Consider the following 26,720-nt stretch of genomic DNA (forward strand, 5'->3'; position numbering starts at 1 on the left):
ATCAAGCCCTGAGCCCAAAGCCCTGCATCAGCCGGCGCGTGGGGAAATCCGGTGCCCCGGAGGTAAAGACCGCAAAATCAAAATCATCGGGATGGACGGCATCGGCCACTTGCGGCACCAGGCTGCGGGCGCGCCTTGCGATGGCTTCAGCCGGATCGAGCCAATCCACCGGCCAGGGCGCGAGCCTGCGGAAGATATTGGCCATGAAGGGGTAATGCGTACAGGCGAGCACGACGATATCGGTCTTGCGGCCATCCATTTCGACAAAGCATTGATCGATCTCCGTCAACACGGCCTCATCGGTCACGGCGTCGCCACGAATATAGGCCTCGGCAAGTCGAGCAAGATTCTGCGATCCGACGAGCCGGACATGGCATTGCGTGGCGAAGGACTGGATCAGGTCGCGCGTATAGGCACGCTTGACGGTGCCCGGCGTCGCCAGAACCGACACGAGCCCCGAACGCGTGCGTTCCGCGGCCGGCTTGATCGCCGGCACGGTACCCACGAACGTCATCTGCGGAAAGGCAGTACGCAGAGCAGCACCCGCCAGCGTGAAGGCCGTGTTGCAGGCGATGATGCAGACTTCCGGATCATATTGCGCGAGCAGCTTTGCGAAGAGTTCGACGATGCGCTCCTTCAGCGCCGCTTCCTCCCAACTCCCATAGGGAAAGCCGGCATCGTCGGCGATATAAATGAAACCGCGCTCCGGCATCAGCACGCGGGCTTCGCGCAGCACGGTCAAACCGCCGATCCCTGAATCGAAGACAAGGACCGGTTTCAGCTCATTCGCCGCTGCTGTCATCGCTTGAGGCTTCCTTGGGGATTTTAGCGGATCTGGGATGCGAGCCGCTGCCGCGCGGAGACTTCCGCGAGAAACGGTCGAGAGACGAGATCACCCCGCGCAAGACGCTGATTTCCTGTTCGGTAAACGCCCGGCGCGAGAGGACAGCCCGGAGATTGTCGACCATTTTCGGCTTTTTCCCGGCGGGATGGAAATAATTGCGTGCATCCAGCGCCTCCTCGAGCTGGTCGAAAAGGCCGAAAAGCTGCTCCTTCGTCGAAGGCCGCTGCTCGATCGCCTGGAACGGCACGGCACCCAGATCTTCCATGCCCGATTTCATCCATTCATAGGACATCAGGAGCACGGCCTGCGCGATGTTCAATGAAGCAAAGGCGGGATTGACGGGAAAGGTGACGATTTCGTCCGCCAGAGCCACTTCCTCGTTCGTCAGGCCCCAGCGCTCCCTGCCGAAGAGAATGCCGGTGCCCTCGCCCGCCTTGAATTTGACGCGAAGGGTCTCAGCCGCAACGACGGGCGAACGCACCGGCTTATAGCCATCCCGCTCACGCGCGGTCGTCGCATAGACGAAATTGAGATCCGCGATTGCCTGTTCCAGCGTTTCGTAGACCTTCGTCGCTTCGATGATGTGATCCGCCTTGGAGGCCGTCGCCTGCGCCCTCTCGTTCGGCCAGCCGTCGCGGGGATTGACAAGACGCAACTCGGCAAGCCCGAAATTCGCCATAGCGCGCGCCACCATGCCGATATTCTCACCCATCTGAGGCTCGACCAGAATGATGGCCGGCCCTTCGGCCAGAAGTTGACGCTCGCTGTTCGTACCTGCCATGACGCCTAAAATCTCCGCGCGCGCTCAATCGCGCCAATTCGAGCATGGTGCCGAAAAGTGTGAGCGGTTTTCGGACGACATCATGCTCTATTTCCCGATTCCGGAGCCGCAATAGCGAGACAGGCGGCTGTCGGCAAGGTTTTTACGCACAAACGCGGCGATGTACTTTGCCCGATCACTGCGGATTGGCCGGCTTGGCCTTGTCCGATGGTTGCTGCTGCTGATCCGTCGGCTGTTGCTGCTGTTGTTTGACGAGATCCACCATCACGCTCTTGAGCGAGCTCGGATTGCCATTGTCGTCGTTGGTGACGATATCGTCCACCACGGGCCTGCCGCCCTCTTCGATAACCTCGAAGCGAACCGTAGTCACCTTCTGAGAATCGGCGTCGGAGCCCATGCAGGTGGATTTCTTGAAGGTTGCAAGCACCTCCGTAACATTGTTCTTCGGCGGCTGCGCGGCAATCTTCACATCCTCCAGCGGACACGCATCCTGCGCGTTGACGATGACATCGTAGTCGAATGGCGAAATACCATCCTCGTCGGCGGCGGGAAACTGCGCCGCCGCTTGGTATTTCGCTCCGAAATCCTTGCTGTAGATATCGTTTAGCTTATCCTCGCCAAAAATATCCTGCCAGTCGCTGTCGCCGCCCGCCCAGTTCGAGACCGTCGCATCCATGATGACCTTGACCGGAGTCGTCGCATCGGCCGCCAGTGCCATATGCGCACCGAGCGAGAACTGGAAAAGCGTGAAGGCAAGCGCGGATACGGCAAATTTCTGCATGATATGATTCCGTTGCAATAGGCAAAACATGCGCGACATTAGACCCATCGACCGCTTTGGCAATGGCCCGATCACAAAAAGCGGGCGATGTCAGGAATGATCAAAAACGCGATGCTGGAGGCTCTAGCGGCTTTGCGTTCCGTACTTGCGGTGCTATAGCCCTCGGGACTTCCTATTACCCACAGGACCATCCGGTCCCATCAGCTTAAACGAGGCAGAAGCATGAAGAAGATCAAGGTCGCTAACCCCGTTGCCGATCTCGATGGCGACGAAATGACTCGCATCATCTGGCAGCTCATCAAAGAAAAACTGATCTTCCCCTACCTCGACCTCGACATCGACTATTACGACCTCTCGGTCGAAAACCGCGACGCCACCAACGACCAGGTCACCGTCGACGCCGCCAACGCCATCAAGAAGTACGGCGTCGGCATCAAATGCGCGACGATCACCCCGGACGAAGCCCGTGTCAAGGAATTCAACCTCAAGGAAATGTGGAAGAGCCCGAACGGCACGATCCGCAACATCCTCGGCGGCGTTATCTTCCGCGAGCCGATCATCTGCAAGAACGTTCCGCGCCTGGTTCCCGGCTGGACGCAGCCGATCGTCGTCGGCCGTCACGCTTTCGGCGACCAGTATCGCGCCACCGACTTCAAGTTCCCCGGCAAGGGCAAGCTCACCATCAAGTTCGTCGGCGAAGACGGCACGGTCATCGAGAAGGAAGTCTTCAACGCTCCGGGCGCCGGCGTTGCCATGGCCATGTACAACCTCGACGAGTCGATCCGCGAATTCGCCCGCGCTTCGATGATGTACGGCCTGATGCGCAAGTGGCCGGTCTACCTGTCGACCAAGAACACCATCCTCAAGGCCTATGACGGCCGCTTCAAGGATATCTTCGAAGAAGTCTACCAGAACGAGTTCAAGGCTCAGTTCGACGAAGCCGGCATCACCTATGAACACCGCCTGATCGACGACATGGTCGCTTCTGCGCTGAAGTGGTCCGGCGGCTACGTTTGGGCCTGCAAGAACTACGACGGCGACGTCCAGTCCGACACGGTTGCCCAGGGCTTCGGCTCGCTCGGCCTGATGACCTCGGTTCTCCTGACGCCGGACGGCAAGACGGTCGAAGCCGAAGCCGCACACGGCACGGTGACCCGCCACTACCGCCAGCACCAGAAGGGTCAGGAAACTTCGACGAACTCGATCGCCTCGATCTTCGCCTGGACCCGCGGCCTGGCGCACCGCGCCAAGCTCGACGACAATGCCGAACTCGCAAAGTTCGCCTCGACGCTGGAAAAGGTCTGCGTCGATACCGTCGAAGCCGGCTACATGACCAAGGATCTGGCGCTGCTGATCGGCCCCGATCAGCCTTGGCTCTCGACCACCGCCTTCCTCGACAAGATCGACGAGAACCTCAGGAAGGCCATGGCTGCCTGAGCCTTGCCGACATAAGCAGGTACGAAAACCCGGCCTCATCGCCGGGTTTTCTTTTGCCCTGAATCTTGCCGCCGGGGCTAACCAGTGGCAAGAATGCGCTCAACAAAGGGAGAGGCAGATGGCAGAAGAACTCGTTTTCTATACCAATCCGATGTCGCGCGGACGCATCGCCCGCTGGATGCTTGAGGAGGTCGGCCAGCCTTACCGTACCGTATATCTCGACTTCGGCACCACGATGAAAGCGCCAGAATATCTGTCGATAAACCCTATGGGCAAGGTGCCGGCCATCAAGCATGGCGACACCGTGGTCACCGAAGGTGCCGCCATCTGCGCCTATCTGGCCGAAACATTCCCACAGGCAGGCCTTGCCCCGACGGCGGCCGAGCGCGGTCGCTACTTCCGCTGGATGTTCTTTGCCGCCGGGCCGATGGAGATGGCGGTCACCAACCGTGCCCTCGGCTTCGAAATCCCTGCTGAGCGTCTGCGCATGGCGGGCTGCGGCAGCCTGGACCATGTCTTCGATACCCTGGAACAGGCCGTGACCGCTTCGCCGTTCATCGCCGGCGACCGTTTTACGGCCGCCGACGTCTATGTCGGTTCCCATGTCGGCTGGGGCCTTAATTTCGGCACCATCGAGAAGCGACAAGCCTTCATCGACTATTGGGGTCGGGTCAGCGACCGCGATGCCTATCGCCGCGGTAACGAGATCGACAACGCCGCCATGCCAAAGTCGGCAAATTCCTGAAAATACAAGGCACTGAGAAGAAATCCTCACCGACTGGATATATGCCGCTATTGCAGCGGCATATAAATATCCGTGAGCAATTCCGTTGGCGGTACGTCGCGCGGATTATTGATATATTCCTCGAACATGACCGCATCGCGCAGCTGCCGGCCGGAGGCTGGCAGCCATTGCGCATAGAGCCACTGATACGCCTTGTGCATGTTCGCATAGGGCCCCTTGTGGCGCAGCACGGCATAGTCGCCCCCGTCGAGCGAGCGCCGCTCCAGCGGAGCATTGGCAACGACTGCGTCGCCAGCGGTGACACAGGCATAGGAGCGCAGCTTCTCCGCTTCCACGACGTCAGGATCGTCGAGATAGATGCCGATCATGCGCATATCGGGACCTGCAAGGCCGCGGGCAAAGATGGTGCCGAAAAGCGTTTCGAAAGCCTGGCCGATCTGCATGTAGGAGCCGCGATGGGCGACACCGACCAGTGACATCGGGGAGATGGTGCGAAGCGTAACGTCGAACATGACCGTGATCCTTCCTTGGGTGCTGGGTTCGAAGATCGTGTGGCTTCCCTCATTCCGATATCGCGCCGGCGGCATGCCGTAGACGGATCTGAAGATGCGGTTGAACGACTGGAGGTTGGGATAGCCCGACCGCTTTGCAATGTTGCTGACGGATAGACGGGTGTTGACGAGATCGCCGGCGGCACGATGCAGCCGCAGCCGCTTGACGGTCGCCGTCGCCGTCTCGCCGTAGATCGCCCGATAGATCCTGTGCCAGTGATAGCTGGACATGCAAGCGATCTCGGCGAGCTTTTCCATATCGAGCTCATCGTCCAGATGCTCATGGATATAGGCCGAAACCCGTCGCAACCGGGTCTCGTAAAGCGTCCACGCCGTTCCACCACTCATGTCAAACCCCTTGCAAATCGATCGGCCCGACAAGAGCATAACCCGATTTGACAAATCCTGCGGAATTGCCCGCACAAAGAAAAATGGCGGACGCCGAAGCATCCGCCATTTTTGATTACCAATCGGAAATCAGAACCTTAACCGGCAAGCGCCGCTCCAATCGCTTCGATCGCCTCGTCGGCCTTGGCGCCATCCGGGCCGCCGGCCTGCGCCATGTCCGGACGACCGCCACCGCCCTTGCCGCCAAGCGCGGCCGAAGCGACGCGCACGAGATCGACGGCGCTGAAGCGGCTCGTGAGATCCTCCGTGACGGCGACGACAGCGCTGGCCTTGCCATCGTCCGAAACGCCGATCAGCGCCACGATGCCGGAGCCGAGACCTGCCTTGGCTTCATCCGCCATGCCCTTGAGATCTTTGGGGTCGACGCCGGAAACCGGTTTTCCGAGGAACTTGACGCCATTGACCTCACGCACCGCATCGGCCGACCCGCCCTGGCCGCCGCCCATGGCGAGCTTACGCTTGGCATCGGCCAATTCGCGTTCCAGTCTGCGGCGCTCATCCATCAGCGCTTCAACACGCGAAACGACATCGGCCGGCTGGACCTTCAGCGTCGAGGCCAAGCTCTTCACGCGATCGTCCTGTTCAGCGAGATAGTCACGCGCGGATTCACCGGTGACGGCCTCGATACGGCGGACGCCGGCGCCCACGGCGCTTTCGCCGAGAATGCGCACAAGACCGATCTGGCCGGTGGCGGAGACATGCGTGCCGCCGCAAAGCTCGACCGAATAGGGCTTGCCGGATTTGGCACCGCGCACCCCCTGCCCCATCGATACGACGCGGACCTCATCGCCATACTTCTCGCCGAACAGTGCCATCGCGCCTTCCGCAATCGCATCGTCGACGCTCATCAGTCGGGTCGTGACAGGCGAATTCTGCAGGATGATCTCGTTGGCCATATCCTCGACGACCTTCAGTTCCTCGGCCGTCATCGGCTTCGGATGAGAGACGTCAAAGCGCAGGCGCTCGGGCGCGACCAGCGAGCCCTTTTGGGCCACATGCGTGCCCAGCACTTCGCGGAGAGCCTCGTGCAGGAGGTGAGTGGCGGAGTGATTGGCGCGCAGGCGCGAGCGCCTGTTATGATCGACGGTCAGGACGACGGCGTCGCCGACCTTGATCTTGCCTTCCGAAACTTCGGAACTGTGAACGAAGAGGCCCTCGCCCTTCTTTTGCGTGTCGCCGACCACTAGCGTGCCGTGGTCGCTCGAAATCACGCCGGTATCGCCCATCTGACCACCGGATTCGCCGTAGAAGGGCGTCTGGTTGACGACGATCTGAACCTTGTCACCGGCATCGGCGCTGTCGACGGCAATACCGTCCTTGACAATCGCCTGGATCACGCCTTCGGCCGTTTCCGTGTCATAGCCCAGGAACTCGGTCGCGCCGAGCTTTTCCTTGAGTTCGAACCAGATTGTTTCGGTCGCCTTGTCTCCGGAGCCTGCCCAATGCGAGCGCGCTTCGGCCTTCTGGCGCTCCATGGCATCCGTGAAGCTGGAAATGTCGACACCGATGCCGCGCGCGCGCAGCGCGTCCTGCGTCAGGTCGAGGGGGAAACCATAGGTGTCGTAGAGCTTGAAGGCGGTTTCGCCATCCAGGCTGTCGCCCTTATGCAACGCCGAGGTCGCGTCGTTGAGCAACGACAGGCCACGCTCCAGCGTCTTGCGGAAGCGGGTTTCTTCGAGCTTCAGCGTCTCTGAGGTCAGCGCCTCGGCGCGCACCAGCTCCGGATAGGCGCGGCCCATCTGCTGGATCAGCGCCGGCAGCAGCTTCCACATCAACGGCTCATTGGCGCCGAGCAGCTGAGCGTGACGCATGGCGCGGCGCATGATGCGACGAAGCACGTAACCGCGGCCTTCGTTCGACGGCAGCACGCCATCGGCGATCAGGAAGGCGGAGGAGCGAAGGTGGTCGGCGATGACGCGATGGCTTGCACGATGCTCGCCCTCGGCCTTGACGCCCGTTGCCTCTTCCGAAGCCTCGATCAGGGCGCGGAACAGGTCGATATCGTAATTGTCATGCTTGCCCTGCAGCACGGCGGCGACGCGTTCGAGGCCCATGCCCGTGTCGATCGACGGGCGCGGCAGGTCGACGCGCTGCTCCTTGGTGATCTGCTCGAACTGCATGAAGACGAGATTCCAGATCTCGATGAAGCGGTCGCCGTCTTCTTCCGGAGAACCGGGAGGACCGCCCCAGATATGGTCGCCATGGTCGTAGAAGATTTCGGAACAGGGACCGCAAGGACCGGTATCGCCCATCGCCCAGAAATTGTCGCTGGTGGCGATCCGGATGATCCTGTCGTCGGAAAGGCCGGCGATCTTCTTCCACAGGTTAAAGGCGTCGTCGTCGGTATGGTAGACCGTGACCAGCAGGCGCTTGGCATCGAGGCCGAATTCCTTGGTGATCAGGTTCCAGGCAAGCTCGATGGCACGTTCCTTGAAGTAGTCGCCAAAGGAGAAGTTGCCGAGCATCTCGAAGAAGGTGTGGTGGCGGGCGGTATAGCCGACATTGTCGAGGTCGTTATGCTTGCCGCCGGCACGAACGCATTTCTGCGCCGTCGAGGCCGTCGTATAGGGGCGCTGCTCCAGGCCGGTGAACACGTTCTTGAACTGCACCATGCCGGCATTGGTGAACATCAATGTCGGATCGTTACGCGGCACCAGCGGGCTCGACGGCACGATCTCGTGGCCGTTTTTCTTAAAATAGTCGAGGAAGGTCGACCGGATTTCATTCACACCGCTCATAGGGGGCCCTTCAGTACTGCCGTCAACAACTTGCGTCAAAGTCAGTGGCTTTTATCGTTCGCTCCGGGCGCTGTCCAGCCGCACGAACAAAACCGGCCGCACATCCCTTGGACAATGCGGCCGGTTTCGACTTTCAGTCTCGGTCTCAGGTCGGGAATTGCTTCCCGGAGCCCTTATTCCCCGGAGGCGTCGCCATCATCGGCATCGGGCCCGCCATTCTGCAGGAAGCGATCGGCGATCAACCCGGCATTCTGGCGCAGAGACAATTCGATTTCGCGGGCGAGATCCGGATTGTCGCGCAGGAAGAGTTTCGCATTTTCGCGGCCCTGGCCCAGGCGCTGGCTGTTATAGGAGAACCAGGCGCCGGACTTCTCGACGATGCCGGCCTTGACGCCGAGATCGACCAGTTCGCCGGTCTTGGAAACGCCTTCGCCATACATGATATCGAATTCGACCTGCTTGAAGGGAGGCGCCATCTTGTTTTTGACGACCTTGACGCGCGTCTGGTTGCCGATCACCTCTTCGCGCTCTTTGACGGCGCCGATGCGGCGGATATCGAGGCGAACCGAGGCGTAGAACTTCAGCGCGTTACCGCCGGTCGTCGTTTCCGGTGAACCGAACATGACGCCGATCTTCATGCGGATCTGGTTGATGAAGATCACCATGCAGTTGGACTTGGAGATCGAAGCCGTGAGCTTGCGCAGCGCCTGGCTCATCAGACGGGCCTGCAGGCCCGGCAGGCTGTCGCCCATCTCGCCTTCGATTTCGGCACGCGGCGTCAGGGCCGCAACGGAATCAACGACGAGGACGTCGATCGCACCGGAGCGAACCAGCGTATCGGTGATTTCAAGCGCCTGTTCGCCGGTGTCCGGCTGCGAGATCAGCAGGTTCTGCAGGTCGACGCCGAGCTTGCGGGCATAAACCGGATCGAGCGCATGTTCCGCATCCACGAAGGCGCAGATGCCGCCCTTCTTCTGTGCCTCTGCAATGGTCTGCAGCGCCAGGGTCGTCTTACCCGAGCTTTCCGGCCCGTAGATTTCGATGATGCGCCCCTTCGGCAAGCCGCCAATGCCAAGCGCAATATCGAGGCTCAGAGAGCCGGTGGAAACCGTTTCGATTTCGACCACGTTCTCGTTAGAGCCGAGCTTCATGATCGAGCCCTTGCCGAACGACCGCTCAATTTGAGAGAGTGCCGCTTCAAGTGCCTTGCTTTTATCCACCGATTTGTCCTCTACAAGCCGCAAAGAATTCTGAGACATCCGATCCACCTTTAGGTTATTGAAGCCGCTCTAGCAATGTCGCCGCCGATGAGAATTCTGTACTCTATTTGTTCTCTTATCGCAAGAGCACAACAAGCAATTGAAAGAAAAAGGTAAAATGAATTTCGTTCTACTTTTGTTTTCTTCTTTCTTCCCAGACACTTACGGCTCCGGGATGATCAATTCGGGCCGGTCGCCACGCCGCTCGATTCGCCTTTTCGATCGCTGAGGATAACCATATGGCGAAAAAGATTCTCGTTCTCGGCGGCGCCCATATCGACCGGCGCGGCCGCATTTTCGGCGAGACGGCGCCCGGCGCCAGCAACCCGGGCGCATGGTTCGAGGAGCCTGGCGGCGGCGGCTTCAATGCCGCCCGAAACCTCGCCCGCCTCGGCTTCGATGTAAAGCTGATCTCGCCGCGCGGGGGCGACCCTTCTGGCGAATTGGTGGCGGAAGCCGCAAGCCATGCCGGCATCGATGACAAGCCCTTCGTCTTCCTCGATCGCAAGACGCCGAGCTATACCGCGATCCTCGAGAATGACGGCAATCTGGTCATCGCGCTCGCCGATATGGAGCTTTACAAGCTTTTCGTTCCACGGCGCTTGGCGATTCGCGCCGTTCGCGATGCCTTCGATGAGACCGATCTCATTCTCTGCGACTCGAATCTTCCGGCGGAAACCCTGGGCGCGATTGCGGCAAGAGCCGCTCTATGCGGCAAGCCGGTCGCCGCTATCGCCATTTCGCCGGCAAAAGTGGTGCGGCTGAAGCCAAGCCTTGCGGGCATCGACCACCTGTTCCTCAATGAGGCCGAAGCCTCGGCGCTGACCGAAATCCGTCCGGAGGATCCGCGCGAATGGGTGAGTGCTTTGCGCGCGCTCGGCCTGCGCAACGGCGTCATCACCCGCGGCAAACGCCCCCTGATCGCCTTTTCTGGCGATACTATCGTCAGCCTGCAGCCGCCTGTCGTCGACGATGTGGCCGATGTCACCGGTGCGGGAGATTCGCTTGCTTCCGGTGTTCTTTCGGCGCTGATGGCCGGTTATGATCTCGCGGAAGCCGTCCGTCATGGCGCGGCGGCGGCGGCAATCACGGTCCAGTCCCCCTATGCGACGGCAGAAAATCTCTCTCCTGAGCTTTTGAAGACGATGTTGGCCCTTGTTCCCGAGGCCGAACTTCTGTCATGAAGCCTGCTCAAAACGCGTGTACTGTTTCAGTGAATTGGAAATGACAATGACCCAGCCTATCTCGCCCCTGCTTCCGATCTCCTATTCGAAGGAAGTCGCTGCCGCCAAGCTGCGCGGTGCGCCGATCGTCGCCCTGGAATCGACCATCATCACCCACGGTATGCCCTATCCTGGCAATATCGAGATGGCCCGCAGCGTTGAGGCAATCATCCGGCAGGAGGGTGCTGTTCCCGCGACCATCGCCGTCATTCACGGCACGCTGCATATCGGTCTTGAGCCGGAAGAGCTTGAAGCATTGGCCAAGACGGAAGGTGCGATGAAGGTCTCGCGCGCCGACATCGCATTTGCCATCGCCGAGCGCCGCACCGGTGCGACCACTGTCGCCGCGACCATGATCGCGGCTGCCCGCGCCGGCATCAAGGTTTTCGCCACCGGCGGCATCGGCGGCGTACATCGCGGCGCGGAAGAGAGCTTCGATATTTCAGCCGATCTTGAAGAACTGTCCCGCACCGGCGTCATCGTCGTGTGCGCCGGCGCCAAGGCGATCCTCGATATCCCGAAGACGCTCGAAGTGCTGGAAACCCGCGGCGTCCCGGTCGTGACATACGACAGTACCGAATTCCCGGCCTTCTGGTCGCGCTCGTCCGGGCTCACGAGCCCGCTGACGCTGAATAGCCCGGCCGCGATCGCCAACTTCCAGATGACCCGCGAGCAACTCGGCATCGATGGCGGCATGCTGATCGCCAACCCGGTTCCGGAAGCCGACGAGATCCCGCGCGAGGAGATGGAAATCTACATCGAGCGCGCCCTCGACAGCGCTGAGCGCGACGAAATCACCGGCAAGGCGGTTACGCCTTATCTGCTGAGCACGATTTTCGACATCACCGAGGGCCGCAGTCTCAAGACCAATATCGCGCTTGTCGAAAACAACGCGCGCCTGGCCGCAGAAATCGCCGTCGCTCTGGCGGAATAATCAAGTCTCTAGTCACAGGAACCGGCCGGGTGCGATCGCCCCGGCCGTTCTCTTTCCTTCAAGTCAGAGAAAACAGACCCAGGGCAGACCGCAACTCGGCAAGCGTTGCCTCCGTTCGCTCCCTCGCCTTTCGCGTGCCTTCACGCACGATCCCCATGACGTAATCCGGCTCGGCGGCATAATGCGCGCGGCGCTCCCGGATCGGCGCGAGCAGCGCTTGTAGGACATCCTCAAGATGTCTCTTGAGCGTGACGTCGCCAAGGCCGCCGCGGCGATAATGCGCTTTCATCTCTTCGACGAATTGCCGATCCTCGCAAAAGGCATCGAGGTAGATGAAGACGACGTTTCCCTCGACCTTGCCGGGATCGCAGACGCGCAAATGATCCGGATCGGTATACATGCGCCGTACCGCATCCCTGATTTCGTCTGATGATGCCGAAAGCGGAATGGCGTTGCCCTGGGATTTGCTCATCTTCGCCTTTCCGTCAACGCCGGGCAGCCGCCCAACCTTTGGCACCATGGCAGCCGCCTCGACAAGCACATCACGCCCGATCTGCCGGTTCATGCGGCGAACGATCTCGTTGGTCTGCTCGATCAACGGTGCCTGATCCTCCCCGACAGGGACGACGGTCGCCTTGAAGGCGGTGATATCGGCCGCCTGCGCAACCGGATAGCAGAGAAAGCCGGCCGGCACATCGCGCTCGAAACCGCGCTGTTGGATCTCCGTCTTGATCGTCGGGTTGCGCTCCAGGCGGCTGACCGTGACGAAATTCAGGTAAAGCAGCGTCAGCTCCGCCAGTGCGGGCAGAGCCGATTGCACGCAGATCGTCGTCAGCGTCGGATCGATGCCGACGGCGAGGTAGTCGATCGCGACTTCCAGAACGTTGCGGCGGACCTTTTCGGGATCGCCGGCATTGTCGGTGAGCGCTTGTGTATCCGCCAGGAGCAGAAATTGCTCGTGGCTGCACTGAAGAGCGACGCGGCTTTTCAGCGAGCCGACATAGTGGCCGAGATGAAGTGGACCAGTGGTCCGGTCGCCAGTCAGGATGACAGGACGGGTATTGGTAGCAATATGCATTCTTAGCTCCGCAAAAGGAGCCGCCGCAATCGGGAAGGGAAAACGGAAATGGACCTGCCGGATCACGGCGGCAGGGTCGATTTCAAGATATGACGACTGCCGCTCCTAGAAGGAGCGCCACCACATTTGGCAAATGGTCTTGGCAAGGTCGATCATGGAAGGTTGCTTATACCGTTGCGCCGCAGTCGGCAACATGGGGAAGGCGCAAAACGCCTCTCACTTAGTTCTTGTCCAGCGTCTCGCGTACAACGACGGCAAGCTGCTTCAGCGAGAATGGCTTCGGCAGGAAGCCGAATTGGGCGTCTGCCGGCAGGTTGCGGGCAAAGGCATCCTCGGCATAGCCCGAAACGAAGATGAACTTCAGATCCGGATATTTCTTGCGCAGTTCGCGCAGCAGCGACGGCCCGTCCATTTCCGGCATGACGACATCGGAGACAACGACATCGACCTGGCCATCGAGCTCCTCCATGATGTCGAGCGCCTCGACGCCGGAGCCGGCCTCGTGAACGGTGTAGCCGCGCGTTTCGAGCATGCGCTTGCCGCCGCGGCGGACCGCCTCTTCGTCCTCGACAAGCAGAACGACTGCGGACTTGCCTGTGAGATCGGCCGGCTCTTCCGTCGACGCGGCGACACCCGCGTTCTGGTCCATGGCCGCTACATCGCGGCCTTCCACCACTTTGGCTTCCGTCACCGAAGGCATTTCCACGATGTGCCGCGGCAGGAAGATGCGGAAGGTCGTTCCCTTGCCCACTTCCGACTCCGGCTGGATATAACCGCCGGACTGCTTGATGATGCCGTAGACCATGGCAAGACCGAGGCCGGTGCCCTTACCCACTTCCTTGGTCGTGAAGAAGGGCTCGAAAATCTTGTCCATGATCTCAGGTGCAATACCGGTTCCGGTATCGCTGACCTCGACGAGCACCATGTCCTCGTGGGGAAGATAGGGATAGTTGAAGGCACTGACATCGGCCGCGCGCAGATTGCGGGTGCGCAGCGTCAGCGTGCCGCCGCCCGGCATGGCATCGCGGGCATTGACGCAGAGGTTGATCAGCACCTGCTCGAACTGCGAGAGATCGGTTTTAACGGGCCAGAGGTCGCGCCCGTAATCGACGTCGAGTTTGACATGCGTGCCCGACAGCAGCCGGTCCACCAGCATGCGCAGATCACCGATCACGTCCGTCAGGTTCAGGATCGTCGGCCGCATGGTCTGCTTGCGCGAGAAGGCGAGCAACTGCCGCACCAGCACGGCCGCACGATTGGCATTGCGCTTGATTTCCATCAGATCCGCAAAGCTGGCATCGGAAGGCCGCGCCTGCAGCAACAGGTGGTCGGAAGACAGAAGGATCGCCGTCAGTACATTGTTGAAGTCATGCGCAATGCCGCCAGCAAGCGTGCCGACGGCATTGAGCTTTTGCGTCTGCGCCATCTGTGTTTCGAGCGCCTTCTGCTCGGTCACTTCGACCGCATAGACGATGGCGGCTTCTTCCGGCGCCTCGTCGGTCTGGTCGATGACGGCGTTGATATAGAAGCGGAAATGCCGCGTCTCGTCCTTCGGATTGCGGGAATCGATCGGCGGAATATCGCCCTGCCGGTCCTTGGCGGCCGCCAGCGCCTGCTGCAGCTGCGGCCGGTCGCTTTCGTTGACGACGCTCTCCAGGGCAGCGCCGCGCTCGATATCGTCGCGCGAGACCAGATCCGAAAAAAGCTTCAGGAAAGGCGCATTCGTCCTAAGAATACGGCCATTGCCGTCGACGGACGCGATCGCCATCGGCGTATTGTTGAAGAAGCGGCTGAAACGCATCGCGGCGGCAGAGGCCGATTGTTCGGTATCCCCACCATTGTGGCGGGTCAGAACGATGGTGCGGCTCTCGCCGGGAGCGCCGTCACGCATCGACGTGACGCTGTGGACGATCTGCACCGGCAGGCTCTGCCCGTTGAAACGGCGCAGATCGAGATCGAGGGTCACCGTCTTCTTCAATCCCGGCTCGGCTTGGACGGACTGAATGAGTGCCAGCCCCTCGCCGGCGACAAGATCGCCGATCGTCATCGAGCCCGGCACGAATTTCGTCAGATCGAAGCCCAGCCATTCGGCAAGCGTCGCATTGAGATAGAATATCTCACCCTTGCGCCCGGCGGAAAAGAAGCCGGCCGGCGCATGGTCGAGATAATCGATCGCGTTCTGCAATTCCTTGAAGAAACGTTCCTGGTCGTCACGCTCGGAGGTGATGTCGGTGATCTGCCAGATATGCAGGATTTTGTTGCCGCCTTGCTCGGCCGGCAGCACGCGAGCCTTCAGCCGGTACCAATGCGCGCCATTGCCGCTTCCGTCCATCGGCCCGAGCGGCTTCAGCAGGCGGAACTCCTCCGATCCCTCCTTGCCGTCGCGCAGGCCATTGGCAAGACGATAGAGAGCCTCGTTGGACTCGCGATTCCGCGACAGCAGCATCTCCAGCGACTGCACTTCCGTCGCCTTGGTCGCACCGGTCAGCCGGCCATAGGCGGCGTTCGCATAGACAATGCGCCCCTTCTCGTCTGTGATCAGGGTTCCGTCGGGTTGGCTGTTGAGGAAGGAGCGCGCCAGACTGTCGGACTGCGGCTGCGGCATGACCTCGACAAAGCCGATGATCGAAGAAACGAGGAAGAAGATGCCGACCATGGCGAGAATGCCGAGGCCGCCGAGAACCGCTTCATTGTCCAGCTGGTTCTTGAAGACGACGAAGGCCGCCGCGGCGGCCACGAGAACGAGCGCAAGCAGGATGATGCGCAGCACCGTTCCCGAACGAACCCCGCGATCCACCAGCGGCACGCTATACTCGTCGGACGGACGCTGCTTCGTCATGAACCCCTCGTATCCGCCGTTCTCCTTGCGACATGTCATACACGTTTAGGGGTCGCCAGAGTCGGACTTTCGAATCTTCTTTATCAATTTGCATCATCGGCAAAAAGCTTTGCCGGACCAGAAAGGCTTGAATTCACAAGCAATAGAATACAATCAGCCCGCAATCACATCTTGTCTCCGGCGCAATCCTGTTCATATGATCGCCGTATAGAAGGGTCATGGTCAAATCATTACCCGCAGCAGTTGCGCTTACTGCATAACTCCCTAAATCGGATTCGATTTAAGGGTAAAATTATGCAGGGGATTAAAGTACTACAGCGACCTTTGCGCGTCACATATGACGCGCGGCGCTGTAGACCGCGACATCGGGGACAATTACGGAGTATCTCGATATGTTGGACGACATCGCCGGAGCTTATGGCAGCCGCTTCCTTCTCGCAGCCGGCGGGGTCGGCATTGCCCTGCTGGTGCTGATCGGCATTCTCTGGATCATGCGCAATCGCGCACCCTCTCCCTTCGTGCGCGGCGGCAAGAACCGTCAGCCGCGCCTGCAGGTGCTGGATGCCGCCGCCGTCGATGCCCGCCGGCGCCTCGTGCTCGTTCGGCGCGACGGCATTGAACATTTGATCATGATCGGCGGCCCCACGGACATTGTCATCGAATCGGGCATTTCCAATGGCAGCCGGGCCGGAACTGCCACGACGCCAGTCGATATCCCCATGGCATATGAAGACCGCAAGCCGCTACAGGCGAAGGCGGCTGCGGTGGAGCCGCCTCCCGCGGCGCTTCCCCAGCGCCAGCAATCCGCCGAGGACAAGATCGAAGCCTATCTGCGCAATGAGTCACGCCTTGAGCCTGCGGTGCAGCCGGCTCCGGTGCCGCAGGTGGCCGAACATCCGCAACCCGCTGCCGTCAAACCGCCGCATCCGACGCCTCAGCCGGGGCCCGTTATCAGTGAGGCCGAAGCCGCCGGCATACTGGACGCTGCCCGCCATGTCGTCCTGCCACAGCAGCAACCGGCTCCCGCACGCCCGGCGCCGGCCGAACCTATCCCCGCGCCGACGCCATCGGCCGAACCAAGCACTGATTTCCAGCGCATACTGGAAGCGGAAATGTCGAAGAACCTGACCGCTGAACGGATCATTCCCAACGCGCCGGCGTCGCGACAGGTGCAGCAGCAACCGAATGCCGGACCATCCCCGATCACAAGCGCGGCAAAACGTGTCGAGCCCGAGCTTGCTCCGCTGACCGGAACCGACAGCGCTCTTCAGAAAGAAGTCGCTCGCATCTTTGGCGAAATGAGCGTCAGCCGCGACAAATAAAGCGCGGCCCCTCGGAAACGACGGAATTGAAAAAGGCACCACGGAAATCTCCATCGTGCCTTTATTTTACGGATGAGATCGACAAGCGCTTTGCTCAAAAATATGGTACTTTTCCTTGCGCGGATGACCTCGTGGTGAAGTGCGGTGCATCGGCTGAAAGCACCGTCAGGCCACCTTACTCGAGCCTTGCCGGATTGAGGCGTCCGCGCGCCTTCTCATCAGGCGGGCGTGGACGCCACGTATCGACAAAGCGTTCATAGCCCTTTTGTGCTTGCTCAGCGACGCGCATCTCCTGGTCGCGGAGCTTCTTGACGTTATAGGCATAGGCAGGGCCAGGTTTGTTTCCCTTCTTCTGCGGTTTCCCAGCCTGCAATTCCATTGCCCGAATCTTGTGTGTCACGAGACTCGGGCGAGCCCAGAGATAGTCGGCCTGCTTGGTTAACATGTGCCAGACCAGAACCGCAAGCTTTCGAGCCACTGCGACGGCTGCGACCTGGTGGCCGCGTTTGGCTCTGATCCGGACGAAGAAGGCGTGCAGCGGCCCCGGTGCTTTTGCGGCCGCCCACGCTGCCTCCACCAGCATGGCCCGCGCATGGCTGCGACCGATCTTGCTGATGCGTCCGTGGTGGGCAGCGCCAAGTCCAGACTGGCGAACCCGCGGATTGAGCCCGAAGTAGCTGACCAGCTTCTGCGGGCTTTCAAACCGGCTGATATTGCCGATGGCGGCCATTAATCCCGTCGCCACGGTGAGATCGACGCCTGTGATCGTGAGCAGCCGTTTTGCCGCGGGATCATCGATCGTGCCTTCAGCAATTTGCCGATCAAGCACCGCAAGATCTTCACCGAGCCTGTCGAGTTCGCGTACATGCCGCTGGACCGCAATCTGCTCATCGTCAGGCAGAGGCTGACGTTTGAGCCATTCACGCCCGCGGCCGTTGAACAGGTCGGCATGTGGACACTTCGGGATTAGGTGAGCATTCAAGATAGAATGCACCTCGTTCTTAATCCGCGTCCGATGTCGCACGACCTGATAGCGACGGGCCACCAGCCTCCTCATGCGTTCTGTTGCGGCGTCTGGTGTCCAGATTTCCGGCAGATACCCAGCAGCATAGAGATTGGCCAGTGTGCCAGCATCGATCTTGTCGGTCTTTACGTGCGCCTGCGCGATCGCTTTTACCTGCAGGGGATTAGCAATCACGACCCGTCGCACGAACGGCGAAAGGACACGAGATACAGCCATGCAGTTTCCCGTCGCCTCGATGACAACATCGTCTGTTGACGTAAGTGTCTTGCCGAACCCCTCAAGAGCTGTTCGCGTCATGTCGACGCGGCCACCATGGCGGAGCCGGCCGTCTTCCCAAAAAACCACCTCGCCAAACGTTCGGTGGATATCAATTCCGATAACCCGTCGCATTAGCGTCTCCTGTCGTTTGAACAACGGGAGCTGCGGGCGACACGACAACTACGGATTCGCGCTCTCGGCGCAACCAGGCGAGTCGCAGAGGCGGCCAGCTACTAACACGAGCTCACAGCTCATCCAATGTATCGGCCTGCCCGCACCTTCGTGCTCCCGGTGCCTCTGTCCCGGACGCTCGCAGCATACGCCGCAATTCTCGAAACTGCAGCAGGACGTCAGCACCGAAGGTCTTATACCGGTTACTAATCCGGTCGAAACCGATGCCGTCATTATTCGTCGCGGTAAACCTTTTCGCGGCGCTCGTGACGTTCCTGTGCCTCGATCGACAAGGTCGCGATCGGACGAGCGTCCAGTCGCTTCAGGCCGATCGGCTCGCCGGTTTCTTCGCAATAGCCGTAGGTGCCGTCTTCAATACGCTGCAATGCGGCATCGATCTTGGAAATGAGTTTACGCTGACGGTCGCGAGCCCGAAGTTCGATGGCTCTATCGGTTTCGGAGGACGCGCGGTCGGCGAGATCGGGGTGATTTGCGCTTTCTTCTGCCAGATGATCCAGAGTTTCGCGCGCTTCTCTAAGGATATCGTTTTTCCATGCTACCAGTTTCGCTCGAAAATAAGCCCGCTGGTTCAGATTCATGAACTCCTCGTCTTCCGAGGGCACATAATTGCTAAGATCGATCTTCTCACTCAACGCGATTCTCCTGAAGAACATCTCATATGGCTGGGCTGTATATCCCAACCAATAGTGCCGATTCAAGCCAAATAGATGCTGTCAACTGATTTTTAAATTTGTCATAAAATTCGGCTAAGGGTCTAATTTTTCATCGCTTCTTCTTACCGACCCGGATTCTTGGCGCTCGTAACCTTCCCGTGATGATGGAGCATTTCGCCTTCTGGCGGATCGCGCAGCAGTTGACGGCACCGGTAAACAGACGCTACCTCATTGAAGAAACCGAGCCCCGGAATTCGCGATGACCACAATTTCGCCGCCGCCCTCCCGGATTTATCTTCTGCGCCACGCCGAGGCCCTGCCGGCTGCACCCGGCCAAAAGGATTTCGACCGTCCCTTGAGCGACAATGGCTACGCCGCAGCCGAGATTGTCGCCGACGAGGCAGCCGATAAAGGCTACAAGCCGGATCTCGTCATTTCCTCCACTGCTCTGCGCTGCCGCCAGACCGCCGAAGCTATACGCCGCGTCGTCACGCCGTCCACGGAGTTCCGTTTTGTCGACGAACTCTATAACGGCTCACCGGATGTCTACCTGTCGCTCATCGCCGCGCAGACCGATCAGGACTCCGTCATGCTGGTCGCACACAATCCGGTCATCGAAATGACGCTTGCGGCCCTGATCGGACGCGACGCTCTGGCCGGCGTTCTTCCTCGCGGCTTTCCGACAGCCGGCCTTGCCGTTATCGATTCGACGCCATCGGGCTGGGTGCTGATCGACTTTGTCACCAAATAGCGATTTCGCCGAGATGGGCCGCGCACGGTAGCGCCGCTGATTGCAGACACATCTCCGCTCATCTTTTCGGCGCAGGTTTCCATCCCTATATTCACGGCCACGCTGTCATCCAGGGACCCCGCCTTGCCCCCAAGCCTGACCTCTTTCACCGACGACGCCCTCATTGCCTTTGACAATCTGGCCGATCGTGCCGCCGGTCTCGTCAATCCGACAATTCGTCTGGGCGTCACGGGCCTCTCCCGTTCGGGCAAGACCGTCTTCATCTCTTCGCTCGTACACAATCTTCTGAATGGCGGGCGCCTGCCGCTGTTCGAGCCCGTGCAATCCGGCCGCGTTTCGGCCGTTCGTCTCGAACCGCAGCCCGATGATGCCGTGCCGCGCTTTCAGTACGAGGATCATATCCGCGCACTCGTAAAGGACCGCATCTGGCCGGACTCGACGCGGGCAATTTCCGAGCTGCGCCTCACGCTGGATTATCAAAGCGCCAGCGGCTGGAGCCGCCTGTTCTCTCCCGGCCGTCTCTCGATCGATATCGTCGATTATCCGGGTGAATGGCTGCTGGACCTGCCGTTGCTCGCCAAGAATTTCCGCGCTTTCAGCGAGGAAACGCTGGCGCTGGCGGAGACCGGCGTTCGCGCGGAACTGTCCCGTCATTGGCTCGGCTTGACGGAGGCGGCAGATATCGCTGAAACCGCGGATGAAATGAAGGCGCGCGATCTGGCCGCAGCTTTCGCCGATTACCTGAAAGCCTGCAAATCCGACGAACGCTCGCTTTCCACATTGCCGCCCGGCCGTTTCCTTTTGCCGGGCGATCTCGACGGTTCGCCTGCCCTCACCTTCGCGCCGCTGAAGCTGCCCTCAGAGGGTAACGCGCCGAAAGGATCGCTATGGGCGATGATGGAGCGGCGCTACGAGTCCTACAAGGCCGTCGTCGTCAAACCCTTCTTTCGCGAACATTTCGCCCGGCTCGACCGCCAAATCGTTCTGGTGGACGCCCTGCAGGCCATCAATCGCGGCCCGGAAGCGGTGCAGGATCTCGAACGGGCGCTGACGGATGTGCTGGCCTGTTTCCGCCCGGGCACAAACTCCCTTCTGTCCTCGCTGCTCGGCCGCCGCATCGACCGCGTGCTGGTCGCCGCGACCAAGGCCGACCACCTCCATCATGAAAGCCATGACCGGCTGGAGGCACTGACGCGCCGTCTCGTCGACCGCGCCATAGAGCGTATCGGCATGACCGGTGCCGGGATCGATGTCATGGCCATCGCTTCGGTGCGGGCGACCCGCGAGGCAACCGTGACCCGCGACGGGCAGACGCTTCCCGTCATCGTCGGCACGCCGATGGACGGCGAAACCATCGCCGGCGAAACCTTCGACGGTAATCGCAAGACGGCGGTCTTCCCCGGCGATCTCCCCGAAAATCCGCGCTGGCTGTTCGAAACTCTTGAATCCGATGGCACCAAGGCTCATCTGCCCGAAGTGAATGTCGTGCGGTTCCGCCCGCCGGAGCTGGAAAAAACCGGGGAAGGCATCAAGCTTTCGGTGCCGCATATCCGCCTCGACCGCGCCATGCAGTTCCTGTTCGGAGACCGTCTCGCATGACGAAATCGACCGAAAACGAGCCGAACGGCAACCGCCGCCCAGCGGCATTCACGCTGGAACCGGAGGCATCCGGGACAGGGCTGGACGACAAGGCCGCTCCGCCGGCGGTTCGCAAGCCACAAAGTTTCGATACCGATATCGTGCTCACGCCGGATGCAGAAGATCCATTCATCAATCCGGCTCTCGGCGCCGATTCGGATGCAACTGCCATCGTCAAGCCCCGCCGCAAGGGGTTCTCCTTTGGCAAGGTGGCCCTCAGCGCGCTCGGCATTCTGGTCTCGCTTGCCTTCGGCCTCTGGACGGATCAGCTCATCCGCGACCTGTTCAGCCGGGCGGACTGGCTTGGCTATGCCGCCCTGGCGGTCGTCGCCGTCGGCATTCTGGCCGTACTTGCCATCGTCATTCGCGAGACGGCTGGAATGATGCGGCTCGCCGCCGTGCAGACCATCAAGGCGGAGGCGGAAGCTGCCATCATCGAAACCCGGCCGGCGCGCGCCAAGGCATTGGTCAAACGCCTCTGCACCATTCTGGAAGCCAATCCGGATACGGCAAGAGGCCGCGCGACCCTCAAGGCGGCCGAAGATGATATCATCGATGCGCCGCAGCTGATCGATCTTGCCGAACGCGAGCTGCTCGGCCCGCTCGACCGCCGTGCCCGCGCACTGATTCTCGGCGCCTCGAAACGCGTCTCGGTGGTAACTGCCGTCAGCCCTCGCGCTCTCGTGGATATTCTCTATGTTCTTTACGAAGCGGCAAAGCTGGTCCGCGCCATGGCCGAACTCTATGGCGGCAGGCCCGGAACGCTCGGCATGGTCAGGCTGATGCGCGATGTGATTGCCCACCTCGCCGTCACCGGCTCCATCGCAGTCGGCGACAGCATCGTGCAGCAGCTGATCGGTCACGGCCTGGCGTCGAAACTCTCCGCACGCCTTGGTGAGGGCGTCGTCAACGGGATGATGACCGCGAGAATCGGCATCGCCGCCATGGACCTCTGCCGGCCGCTTCCCTTCAAGGCCCTCAGGCGGCCGGGCATTGCCGATTTCGCCGGCGACCTCACGCCGAACGTCACCGGCCGCAACCCCGCATGATGACCTGCAAATTAGGGACTTTTGCGCCCCGGAAACCAAGCATTAACCATTCTGCGGCAAAAGTGACAACCAGTTTCACGGTTTCGCCTCGCTAGGGAATGTCCATGTTTTCGCGTCGATTTCTTCTTGTCAGCAGCCTTGCCGCCGCAGCCATCTCCACCGGCGCCTGGGTGCAGTCGGCCGACGCGGCACCCCGCGACAGGGCCTTCTTCCAGTCGATCTCGGGCACTTGGAGCGGCCCCGGCGAAATCGTCGCCGGCAAGTACAAGGGCACGAAGTTCACCTGCAATCTCACTGGCAAGCCATCCGATGGCAGCAGCGCCGGCGTCAAGCTCGACGGGACCTGCCGCGTCGGCGTCTTTCAGCAGCCGATGTCGGCCGAGATCACGCAGAATGGCGGTTCCTATAGTGGAAAATTCCTGGACGGCGCAGCCGGAAAAGGTCTCGATGTAACGTCCGGCACGGTCAACGACAACACGGTCGTTCTCGGCCTGAACCGCCAGAAGCTCAACGGCGCCATGATCGCCCGCATTGCAGACAGCAAGTCGATGAATGTCACCATCTCGGTGAAGGTCGGCGATCAGATGGTGCCGGTCATCGGTGTCACCCTGAAGCGGGCCGACGTCGACCAGATGGCGGTCGGGTCAATCCAGTAGGCATCGAACAAGAGCTCAGAATAAGAAGGCCGGCAATTTTGTCGGCTTTTTTCTTTCTATATCCGTGCGGTTCATGCCGTTCGCCACCAATCGCGGCTTTCATCCGCAATCTCGATGCCGTGGACGTCGGCTTCCAGCAGCCAGTCGCGGATCGTGCGGTCCTTAACGACGAGATCGGCGGAAAAATCGGCAAGCGGCATCAGCACGAAACCGCGCTCGACCATTCGTGGATGCGGAATGGTGAGCAGCGGCTCGGCCTGTTCCAGATCTCCATAGGTCAGCACGTCGATATCGATCGTGCGCGGTCCCCAGCGCTCGATCCGCACGCGCTTCATCTGCCGCTCTATGTCGAGACACACGTCGAGCAACGCTTCCGGCGAAAGCGTCGTATCGAGGGCGGCACAGGAATTGTAGAAGAAGGATTGATCCGTCTTGCCCCAGGGCGGCGTGCGGTAAAGCCGCGACACCGAAACCACCCGACAATCGGCGCGCGCGTCCAGCATGCGCAAGGCTAGCGCCATGGCGTGGATCGGGTTGTCCAGATTGCCGCCCAGACCGAGCGTCGTCCGCACGGCTACATCTTCAGGCAAAATGCTCAATGCTCACCTGCACATAATCGAGAACGCCCGGAACGGGGGCATTGGGCTTGCGTACCGTGATTTTGGCGCGGCGGATACTCGGAAAACGGCGGCATAGCCCCTTCGCCACATCGAGCGCCAGCGCCTCGATCAGATAACGCCGACGGCCGGTCACGATTTCCTCGATGACGCTGAAGGCAATGCCGTAATTGACGGTATCGTCGATCGAATCGCGCTCCAGCGCATCGCCCGCTTCGACATCGAGTTCGGCGTCGACAAAGAAGCGCTGCCCGAGGAACTCCTCTTCGTCATGCACGCCGTGCCGGGCAAAGAAGGCGCAATTCTGCAGAGTAATGGTATAGGTCACAGCGCTCATGGCGTCCCTCCGTTTCGAACAGGCGCGATCGGTTCCGAAAACCGCTCCGTAGATTTGAGCATTACGCTTTAAGTCTCGCGCGCGTCCTGAGAATAGCATCCGCAACCGCCAGCGCGTCCCTGTTGATTGCGACATTGTGTACGCGGAATATCGCAGCTCCCTGCAATCGCAGGATTGTGCTGGTTGCGGCGGTACCCACATCGCGATCGGCTGATTCGCGGCCGGTTATCGTGCCGACGAACCGCTTGCGCGAGGTGCCGACCAATAGAGGCAGGTCGAAGCGCAGCAGAGCATTGAAGCGCGCCATCAGCTCCAGATTTTCCTCGGCATTTTCCTTGGCGAAGCCGAAACCCGGGTCGAGCACGATCGTCCGCCTGTCTACGCCTGCGGCAGCCGCGATTTCCAGCGAGCGATTGAGAAAGAAAAGCTGGTCATCGATGACATCAGGCAGCTTCTGCCGGTTACGGCCCGTATGCATGATGCAGAGACCCGCGCCCGTTTGCGCCGCCATGGCGGCGATGTCGGGCTCGCGCTGCAGGCCGAAGACATCGTTGACGATATGGGCCCCGGCTCCGATCGCCAGCCGCGCCGTGTCGGCCCGGTAGGTATCGACCGAAATCAATGCGTCGGTCCTCCCGCGCAGCGCCTCGATGACAGGCAATACTCGTCCCTGCTCCTCCGTAGCGTTGACGGGGGCAGCACCCGGCTTGGTCGATTCGCCACCGATATCGATGATGGCGGCACCCTCCTCGACACAAGCCAGCGCATGGGCGACAGCAGCATCGACGGCCTCATAGTGGCCGCCATCGGAAAAGGAATCCGGCGTCACATTGACGATAGCCATGATGACGCTCTGCTGGCCGACATCGATGCTGCGGCCATGCGCGACATGCCAGGTTTGGCTGCGAAGCTCCGTCACGAACTGTCCATCCCATTGAAAGGAAAAACCTTGCGCTTGATATTGCGCTCACAGTGGCTATGCCGCAAGGTTCAAAGAAGTTCAACATGGTAGCAACACGAATGCCGCTTGCATCCCATAAGTTCACCCTCTCGTGTGCCTTGCTGCTCGCGGTCTGCATACCCGATGTGGCCGGTGCGGAAGTCATCGCCCGCAAAACCATTTCCTATTTCGACATCAAAGGCAGCACCGCCGACGAGCTTGACGCGGCCTTGAATCAGCGTGGGCCCTTGGCGATAGGCTCCAGCAGCCACCATCCCGGCGCAACGAAGATCCGCTTCGGCGGCAATGCGACCTATAGCGAAGCAAACGGCCGCTGCCGCATCTCCAGCGTCAAGGTAACGGTCGATACGGAAATCATCTTGCCGCGGTGGCGTGATCGGCGGCACGCCAGCAAGCAGCTATCCATGATCTGGGATACCCTGGCCGCCGACATCCGGCGCCATGAGGACCGGCATGTCGAAATCGCTCGCCAGCATGCACGGCAGATGGAAAAACAGATCCTGGCTCTGCCATCCGCCGGCAATTGCGATACGTTGCAGGAACGGGCAAACGCGGTGACATCTCGCGAAACCGAGCGGCACGATGCCGATCAGGCGCGCTTCGACCGCATCGAAGCGCTCAATTTCACGAGCCGCATGCAGAGGCTGCTCTATTATCGCAGCCGACAAGGCAATTCCCAATAGGCGGAAGAGCGGCCCTTCGAGCGGCTGCGCTTTTCATGGAATCTCTGAGCCGCGCTATCTCTTTGCTTCCCATAATTCCGGACGGAAACAGCTGCGCACTTTCCCCGGGATTGCCCCAGCGCAAAGGGTATCGAGCAATGACGGCTGTGGGAAATCGGTCACTATATGTTGTGAATCGTGCGATTTCGCAGCTCTTTGAACTTTACGAGAAGCTGAAATAGGTTTTTCCTTATCAATTACAGAGACAAATGCACCGGTCGATTCGAAAATGGCCGGGCGGACGCCTCATACGGATCGATTTCGAGTGCCTGCGTCGGCGGGTTTATTCGCTCTTCGGCGCAGTCGGGGTTTGTTTTTCGAAGCATGCGCTAAATGTTCTCCTGGCGCGTCCTGAAGCCGCAGGTGTTTCCTCCCTTGCCTGCGGTGATGCGCCCGCCTTGCCTCGCTCGCTGCACCAGCTGAGCGGGGCATCTTTTTGAATGATGAGCTTCTACAGGAATGTGGCCGGGAAATAGAGCAAGGCGCGTCGAAACCCTGCCTCAGGCCTGGCGTTCGGGCACATGCACCACAAGCCCGTCAAGGGCGCTCTTCATCTTGATCTGACAGGAAAGCCGCGAGTTCGGACGGACGTCGAATGCGAAATCGAGCATGTCTTCTTCCATGGCCTCCGGTCCGCCAACCTTTTCGGTCCACTCCTCGTCGACATAGACATGACAGGTGGCACAGGCACACGCGCCGCCGCATTCCGCTTCGATACCCGGCACGGAGTTGCGCACTGCATTTTCCATCACGGTGGAGCCCTCGTCGACATTGAGGTCAAAGCGCGTGCCGTCGAAGGCGACGATGGTCAATTTGGTCATGTGGGTGAATTCCGAATTGCTTGAATGAAGGACGATCGGAATTTTACTTCCAACAAATCGCTGGAGCAGTCAACATTTGCGCCGCCGAAACGGTCTATCCC

At 60.4% G+C, this 26,720-nt stretch carries 24 protein-coding genes; 10 read left to right on the forward strand and 14 right to left on the reverse strand.

All coding sequences use genetic code 11. The annotated features are described in order from the left end of the window. Window position 1 precedes the first annotated feature (1 nt). From murI to C7U61_RS10445, 3 genes are all read right to left on the reverse strand, one after another. Window positions 2-802 (reverse strand): glutamate racemase, encoded by an 801-nt coding sequence (murI, locus tag C7U61_RS10430; protein ID WP_106998023.1) that lies wholly within the window; start codon window positions 800-802, stop codon window positions 2-4. Then, entirely contained in the window at window positions 783-1,625 is an 843-nt protein-coding gene (locus C7U61_RS10435) for an RNA methyltransferase (protein WP_106998024.1), read from the reverse strand. Before C7U61_RS10435 ends, murI begins: the two co-directional genes overlap by 20 nt. Window positions 1,626-1,800: 175 nt before the next feature. Further along, window positions 1,801-2,406: a hypothetical protein gene (locus C7U61_RS10445; protein WP_106998026.1), complete on the reverse strand. Its 606-nt coding sequence runs from the start codon at window positions 2,404-2,406 to the stop codon at window positions 1,801-1,803. Window positions 2,407-2,628: 222 nt separating this feature from the next. Here C7U61_RS10445 and C7U61_RS10450 point away from each other — a divergent pair, with 222 nt between their 5' ends. Next, on the forward strand, window positions 2,629-3,843 hold the full coding sequence (locus C7U61_RS10450; RefSeq protein WP_106998027.1) for an NADP-dependent isocitrate dehydrogenase: 1,215 nt from the start codon (window positions 2,629-2,631) through the stop codon (window positions 3,841-3,843). Between the two features lie 118 nt (window positions 3,844-3,961). Then, complete coding sequence (locus C7U61_RS10455; RefSeq protein WP_106998028.1) at window positions 3,962-4,588, forward strand: glutathione S-transferase family protein; 627 nt, start codon at window positions 3,962-3,964, stop codon at window positions 4,586-4,588. Between the two features lie 47 nt (window positions 4,589-4,635). Here the strand turns inward: C7U61_RS10455 and C7U61_RS10460 are convergent, their stop codons facing one another. The 3 genes from C7U61_RS10460 to recA all read right to left on the reverse strand — a co-directional run bounded on the left by C7U61_RS10460 (window position 4,636) and on the right by recA (window position 9,544). Beyond that, window positions 4,636-5,487, reverse strand: coding sequence for an AraC family transcriptional regulator (locus tag C7U61_RS10460; protein ID WP_106998029.1), 852 nt, complete (start codon window positions 5,485-5,487; stop codon window positions 4,636-4,638). Between the two features lie 137 nt (window positions 5,488-5,624). Next, a complete protein-coding gene (gene alaS, locus C7U61_RS10465) occupies window positions 5,625-8,285 on the reverse strand; it encodes an alanine--tRNA ligase (RefSeq protein WP_106998030.1) in 2,661 nt (886 codons plus the stop codon). Window positions 8,286-8,458: 173 nt separating this feature from the next. Further along, on the reverse strand, window positions 8,459-9,544 hold the full coding sequence (gene recA / locus C7U61_RS10470) for a recombinase RecA (RefSeq protein WP_095435028.1): 1,086 nt from the start codon (window positions 9,542-9,544) through the stop codon (window positions 8,459-8,461). 239 nt (window positions 9,545-9,783) lie between these two features. Between recA and C7U61_RS10475 the strand changes: the two genes are divergently transcribed. Both C7U61_RS10475 and C7U61_RS10480 read left to right on the forward strand, forming a co-directional pair. Next, on the forward strand, window positions 9,784-10,728 hold the full coding sequence (locus C7U61_RS10475; protein WP_106998031.1) for a carbohydrate kinase family protein: 945 nt from the start codon (window positions 9,784-9,786) through the stop codon (window positions 10,726-10,728). 46 nt (window positions 10,729-10,774) lie between these two features. Continuing rightward, window positions 10,775-11,701 carry a pseudouridine-5'-phosphate glycosidase gene (locus C7U61_RS10480; protein WP_106998032.1) on the forward strand — a complete coding sequence of 309 codons (927 nt, stop codon included), beginning with the start codon at window positions 10,775-10,777 and terminating at the stop codon, window positions 11,699-11,701. A 58-nt stretch (window positions 11,702-11,759) separates the two neighbouring features. Here the strand turns inward: C7U61_RS10480 and trpS are convergent, their stop codons facing one another. Both trpS and C7U61_RS10490 read right to left on the reverse strand, forming a co-directional pair. Beyond that, window positions 11,760-12,779 carry a tryptophan--tRNA ligase gene (trpS, locus tag C7U61_RS10485; RefSeq protein WP_106998033.1) on the reverse strand — a complete coding sequence of 340 codons (1,020 nt, stop codon included), beginning with the start codon at window positions 12,777-12,779 and terminating at the stop codon, window positions 11,760-11,762. Window positions 12,780-12,999: 220 nt separating this feature from the next. Beyond that, on the reverse strand, window positions 13,000-15,618 hold the full coding sequence (locus C7U61_RS10490; RefSeq protein ID WP_106998034.1) for a PAS domain-containing sensor histidine kinase: 2,619 nt from the start codon (window positions 15,616-15,618) through the stop codon (window positions 13,000-13,002). 392 nt (window positions 15,619-16,010) lie between these two features. On the opposite strand from C7U61_RS10490, the gene C7U61_RS10495 reads away from it, so the two are divergent. Further along, window positions 16,011-16,940, forward strand: coding sequence for a flagellar biosynthetic protein FliO (locus tag C7U61_RS10495; protein WP_106998035.1), 930 nt, complete (start codon window positions 16,011-16,013; stop codon window positions 16,938-16,940). Between the two features lie 175 nt (window positions 16,941-17,115). Here C7U61_RS10495 and C7U61_RS10500 read toward each other — a convergent pair whose 3' ends face one another. Further along, a complete protein-coding gene (locus tag C7U61_RS10500; protein WP_181315857.1) occupies window positions 17,116-18,336 on the reverse strand; it encodes an IS110 family transposase in 1,221 nt (406 codons plus the stop codon). Window positions 18,337-18,626: 290 nt separating this feature from the next. Beyond that, window positions 18,627-19,046, reverse strand: a complete 420-nt coding sequence (gene dksA, locus C7U61_RS10505) for an RNA polymerase-binding protein DksA (RefSeq protein ID WP_015340076.1) — start codon at window positions 19,044-19,046, stop codon at window positions 18,627-18,629. A 280-nt stretch (window positions 19,047-19,326) separates the two neighbouring features. On the opposite strand from dksA, the gene C7U61_RS10510 reads away from it, so the two are divergent. From C7U61_RS10510 to C7U61_RS10525, 4 genes are all read left to right on the forward strand, one after another. Continuing rightward, entirely contained in the window at window positions 19,327-19,818 is a 492-nt protein-coding gene (locus tag C7U61_RS10510) for a histidine phosphatase family protein (protein ID WP_106998037.1), read from the forward strand. Window positions 19,819-19,941: 123 nt separating this feature from the next. After that, entirely contained in the window at window positions 19,942-21,417 is a 1,476-nt protein-coding gene (locus tag C7U61_RS10515; protein WP_106998038.1) for a YcjX family protein, read from the forward strand. Continuing rightward, window positions 21,414-22,505: a TIGR01620 family protein gene (locus tag C7U61_RS10520; RefSeq protein ID WP_106998039.1), complete on the forward strand. Its 1,092-nt coding sequence runs from the start codon at window positions 21,414-21,416 to the stop codon at window positions 22,503-22,505. Before C7U61_RS10515 ends, C7U61_RS10520 begins: the two co-directional genes overlap by 4 nt. Before the next feature lie 104 nt (window positions 22,506-22,609). Continuing rightward, a complete protein-coding gene (locus C7U61_RS10525; RefSeq protein WP_106998040.1) occupies window positions 22,610-23,161 on the forward strand; it encodes a hypothetical protein in 552 nt (183 codons plus the stop codon). A gap of 71 nt (window positions 23,162-23,232) precedes the next feature. Here the strand turns inward: C7U61_RS10525 and folK are convergent, their stop codons facing one another. The 3 genes from folK to folP form a co-directional block, all read right to left on the reverse strand. Then, the gene (gene folK / locus C7U61_RS10530) at window positions 23,233-23,760 is read right to left on the reverse strand and encodes a 2-amino-4-hydroxy-6-hydroxymethyldihydropteridine diphosphokinase (RefSeq protein WP_280952771.1); all 528 of its coding nucleotides are present in this window, start codon (window positions 23,758-23,760) and stop codon (window positions 23,233-23,235) included. Beyond that, entirely contained in the window at window positions 23,744-24,115 is a 372-nt protein-coding gene (folB, locus tag C7U61_RS10535; RefSeq protein ID WP_106998042.1) for a dihydroneopterin aldolase, read from the reverse strand. The genes folK and folB overlap by 17 nt, the downstream gene beginning before the upstream one ends. Window positions 24,116-24,176: 61 nt before the next feature. After that, window positions 24,177-24,959, reverse strand: a complete 783-nt coding sequence (gene folP, locus C7U61_RS10540; RefSeq protein WP_245410811.1) for a dihydropteroate synthase — start codon at window positions 24,957-24,959, stop codon at window positions 24,177-24,179. Between the two features lie 176 nt (window positions 24,960-25,135). Here folP and C7U61_RS10545 point away from each other — a divergent pair, with 176 nt between their 5' ends. Further along, window positions 25,136-25,759, forward strand: coding sequence for a DUF922 domain-containing protein (locus C7U61_RS10545; RefSeq protein ID WP_106999049.1), 624 nt, complete (start codon window positions 25,136-25,138; stop codon window positions 25,757-25,759). A 539-nt stretch (window positions 25,760-26,298) separates the two neighbouring features. Here the strand turns inward: C7U61_RS10545 and C7U61_RS10550 are convergent. Beyond that, a complete protein-coding gene (locus tag C7U61_RS10550; RefSeq protein ID WP_015340086.1) occupies window positions 26,299-26,619 on the reverse strand; it encodes a 2Fe-2S iron-sulfur cluster-binding protein in 321 nt (106 codons plus the stop codon). Window positions 26,620-26,720: the final 101 nt, after the last annotated feature.

It is taken from the genome of Rhizobium sp. JAB6 (assembly GCF_003024605.1).
Classification (GTDB): Bacteria; Pseudomonadota; Alphaproteobacteria; order Rhizobiales; family Rhizobiaceae; genus Rhizobium.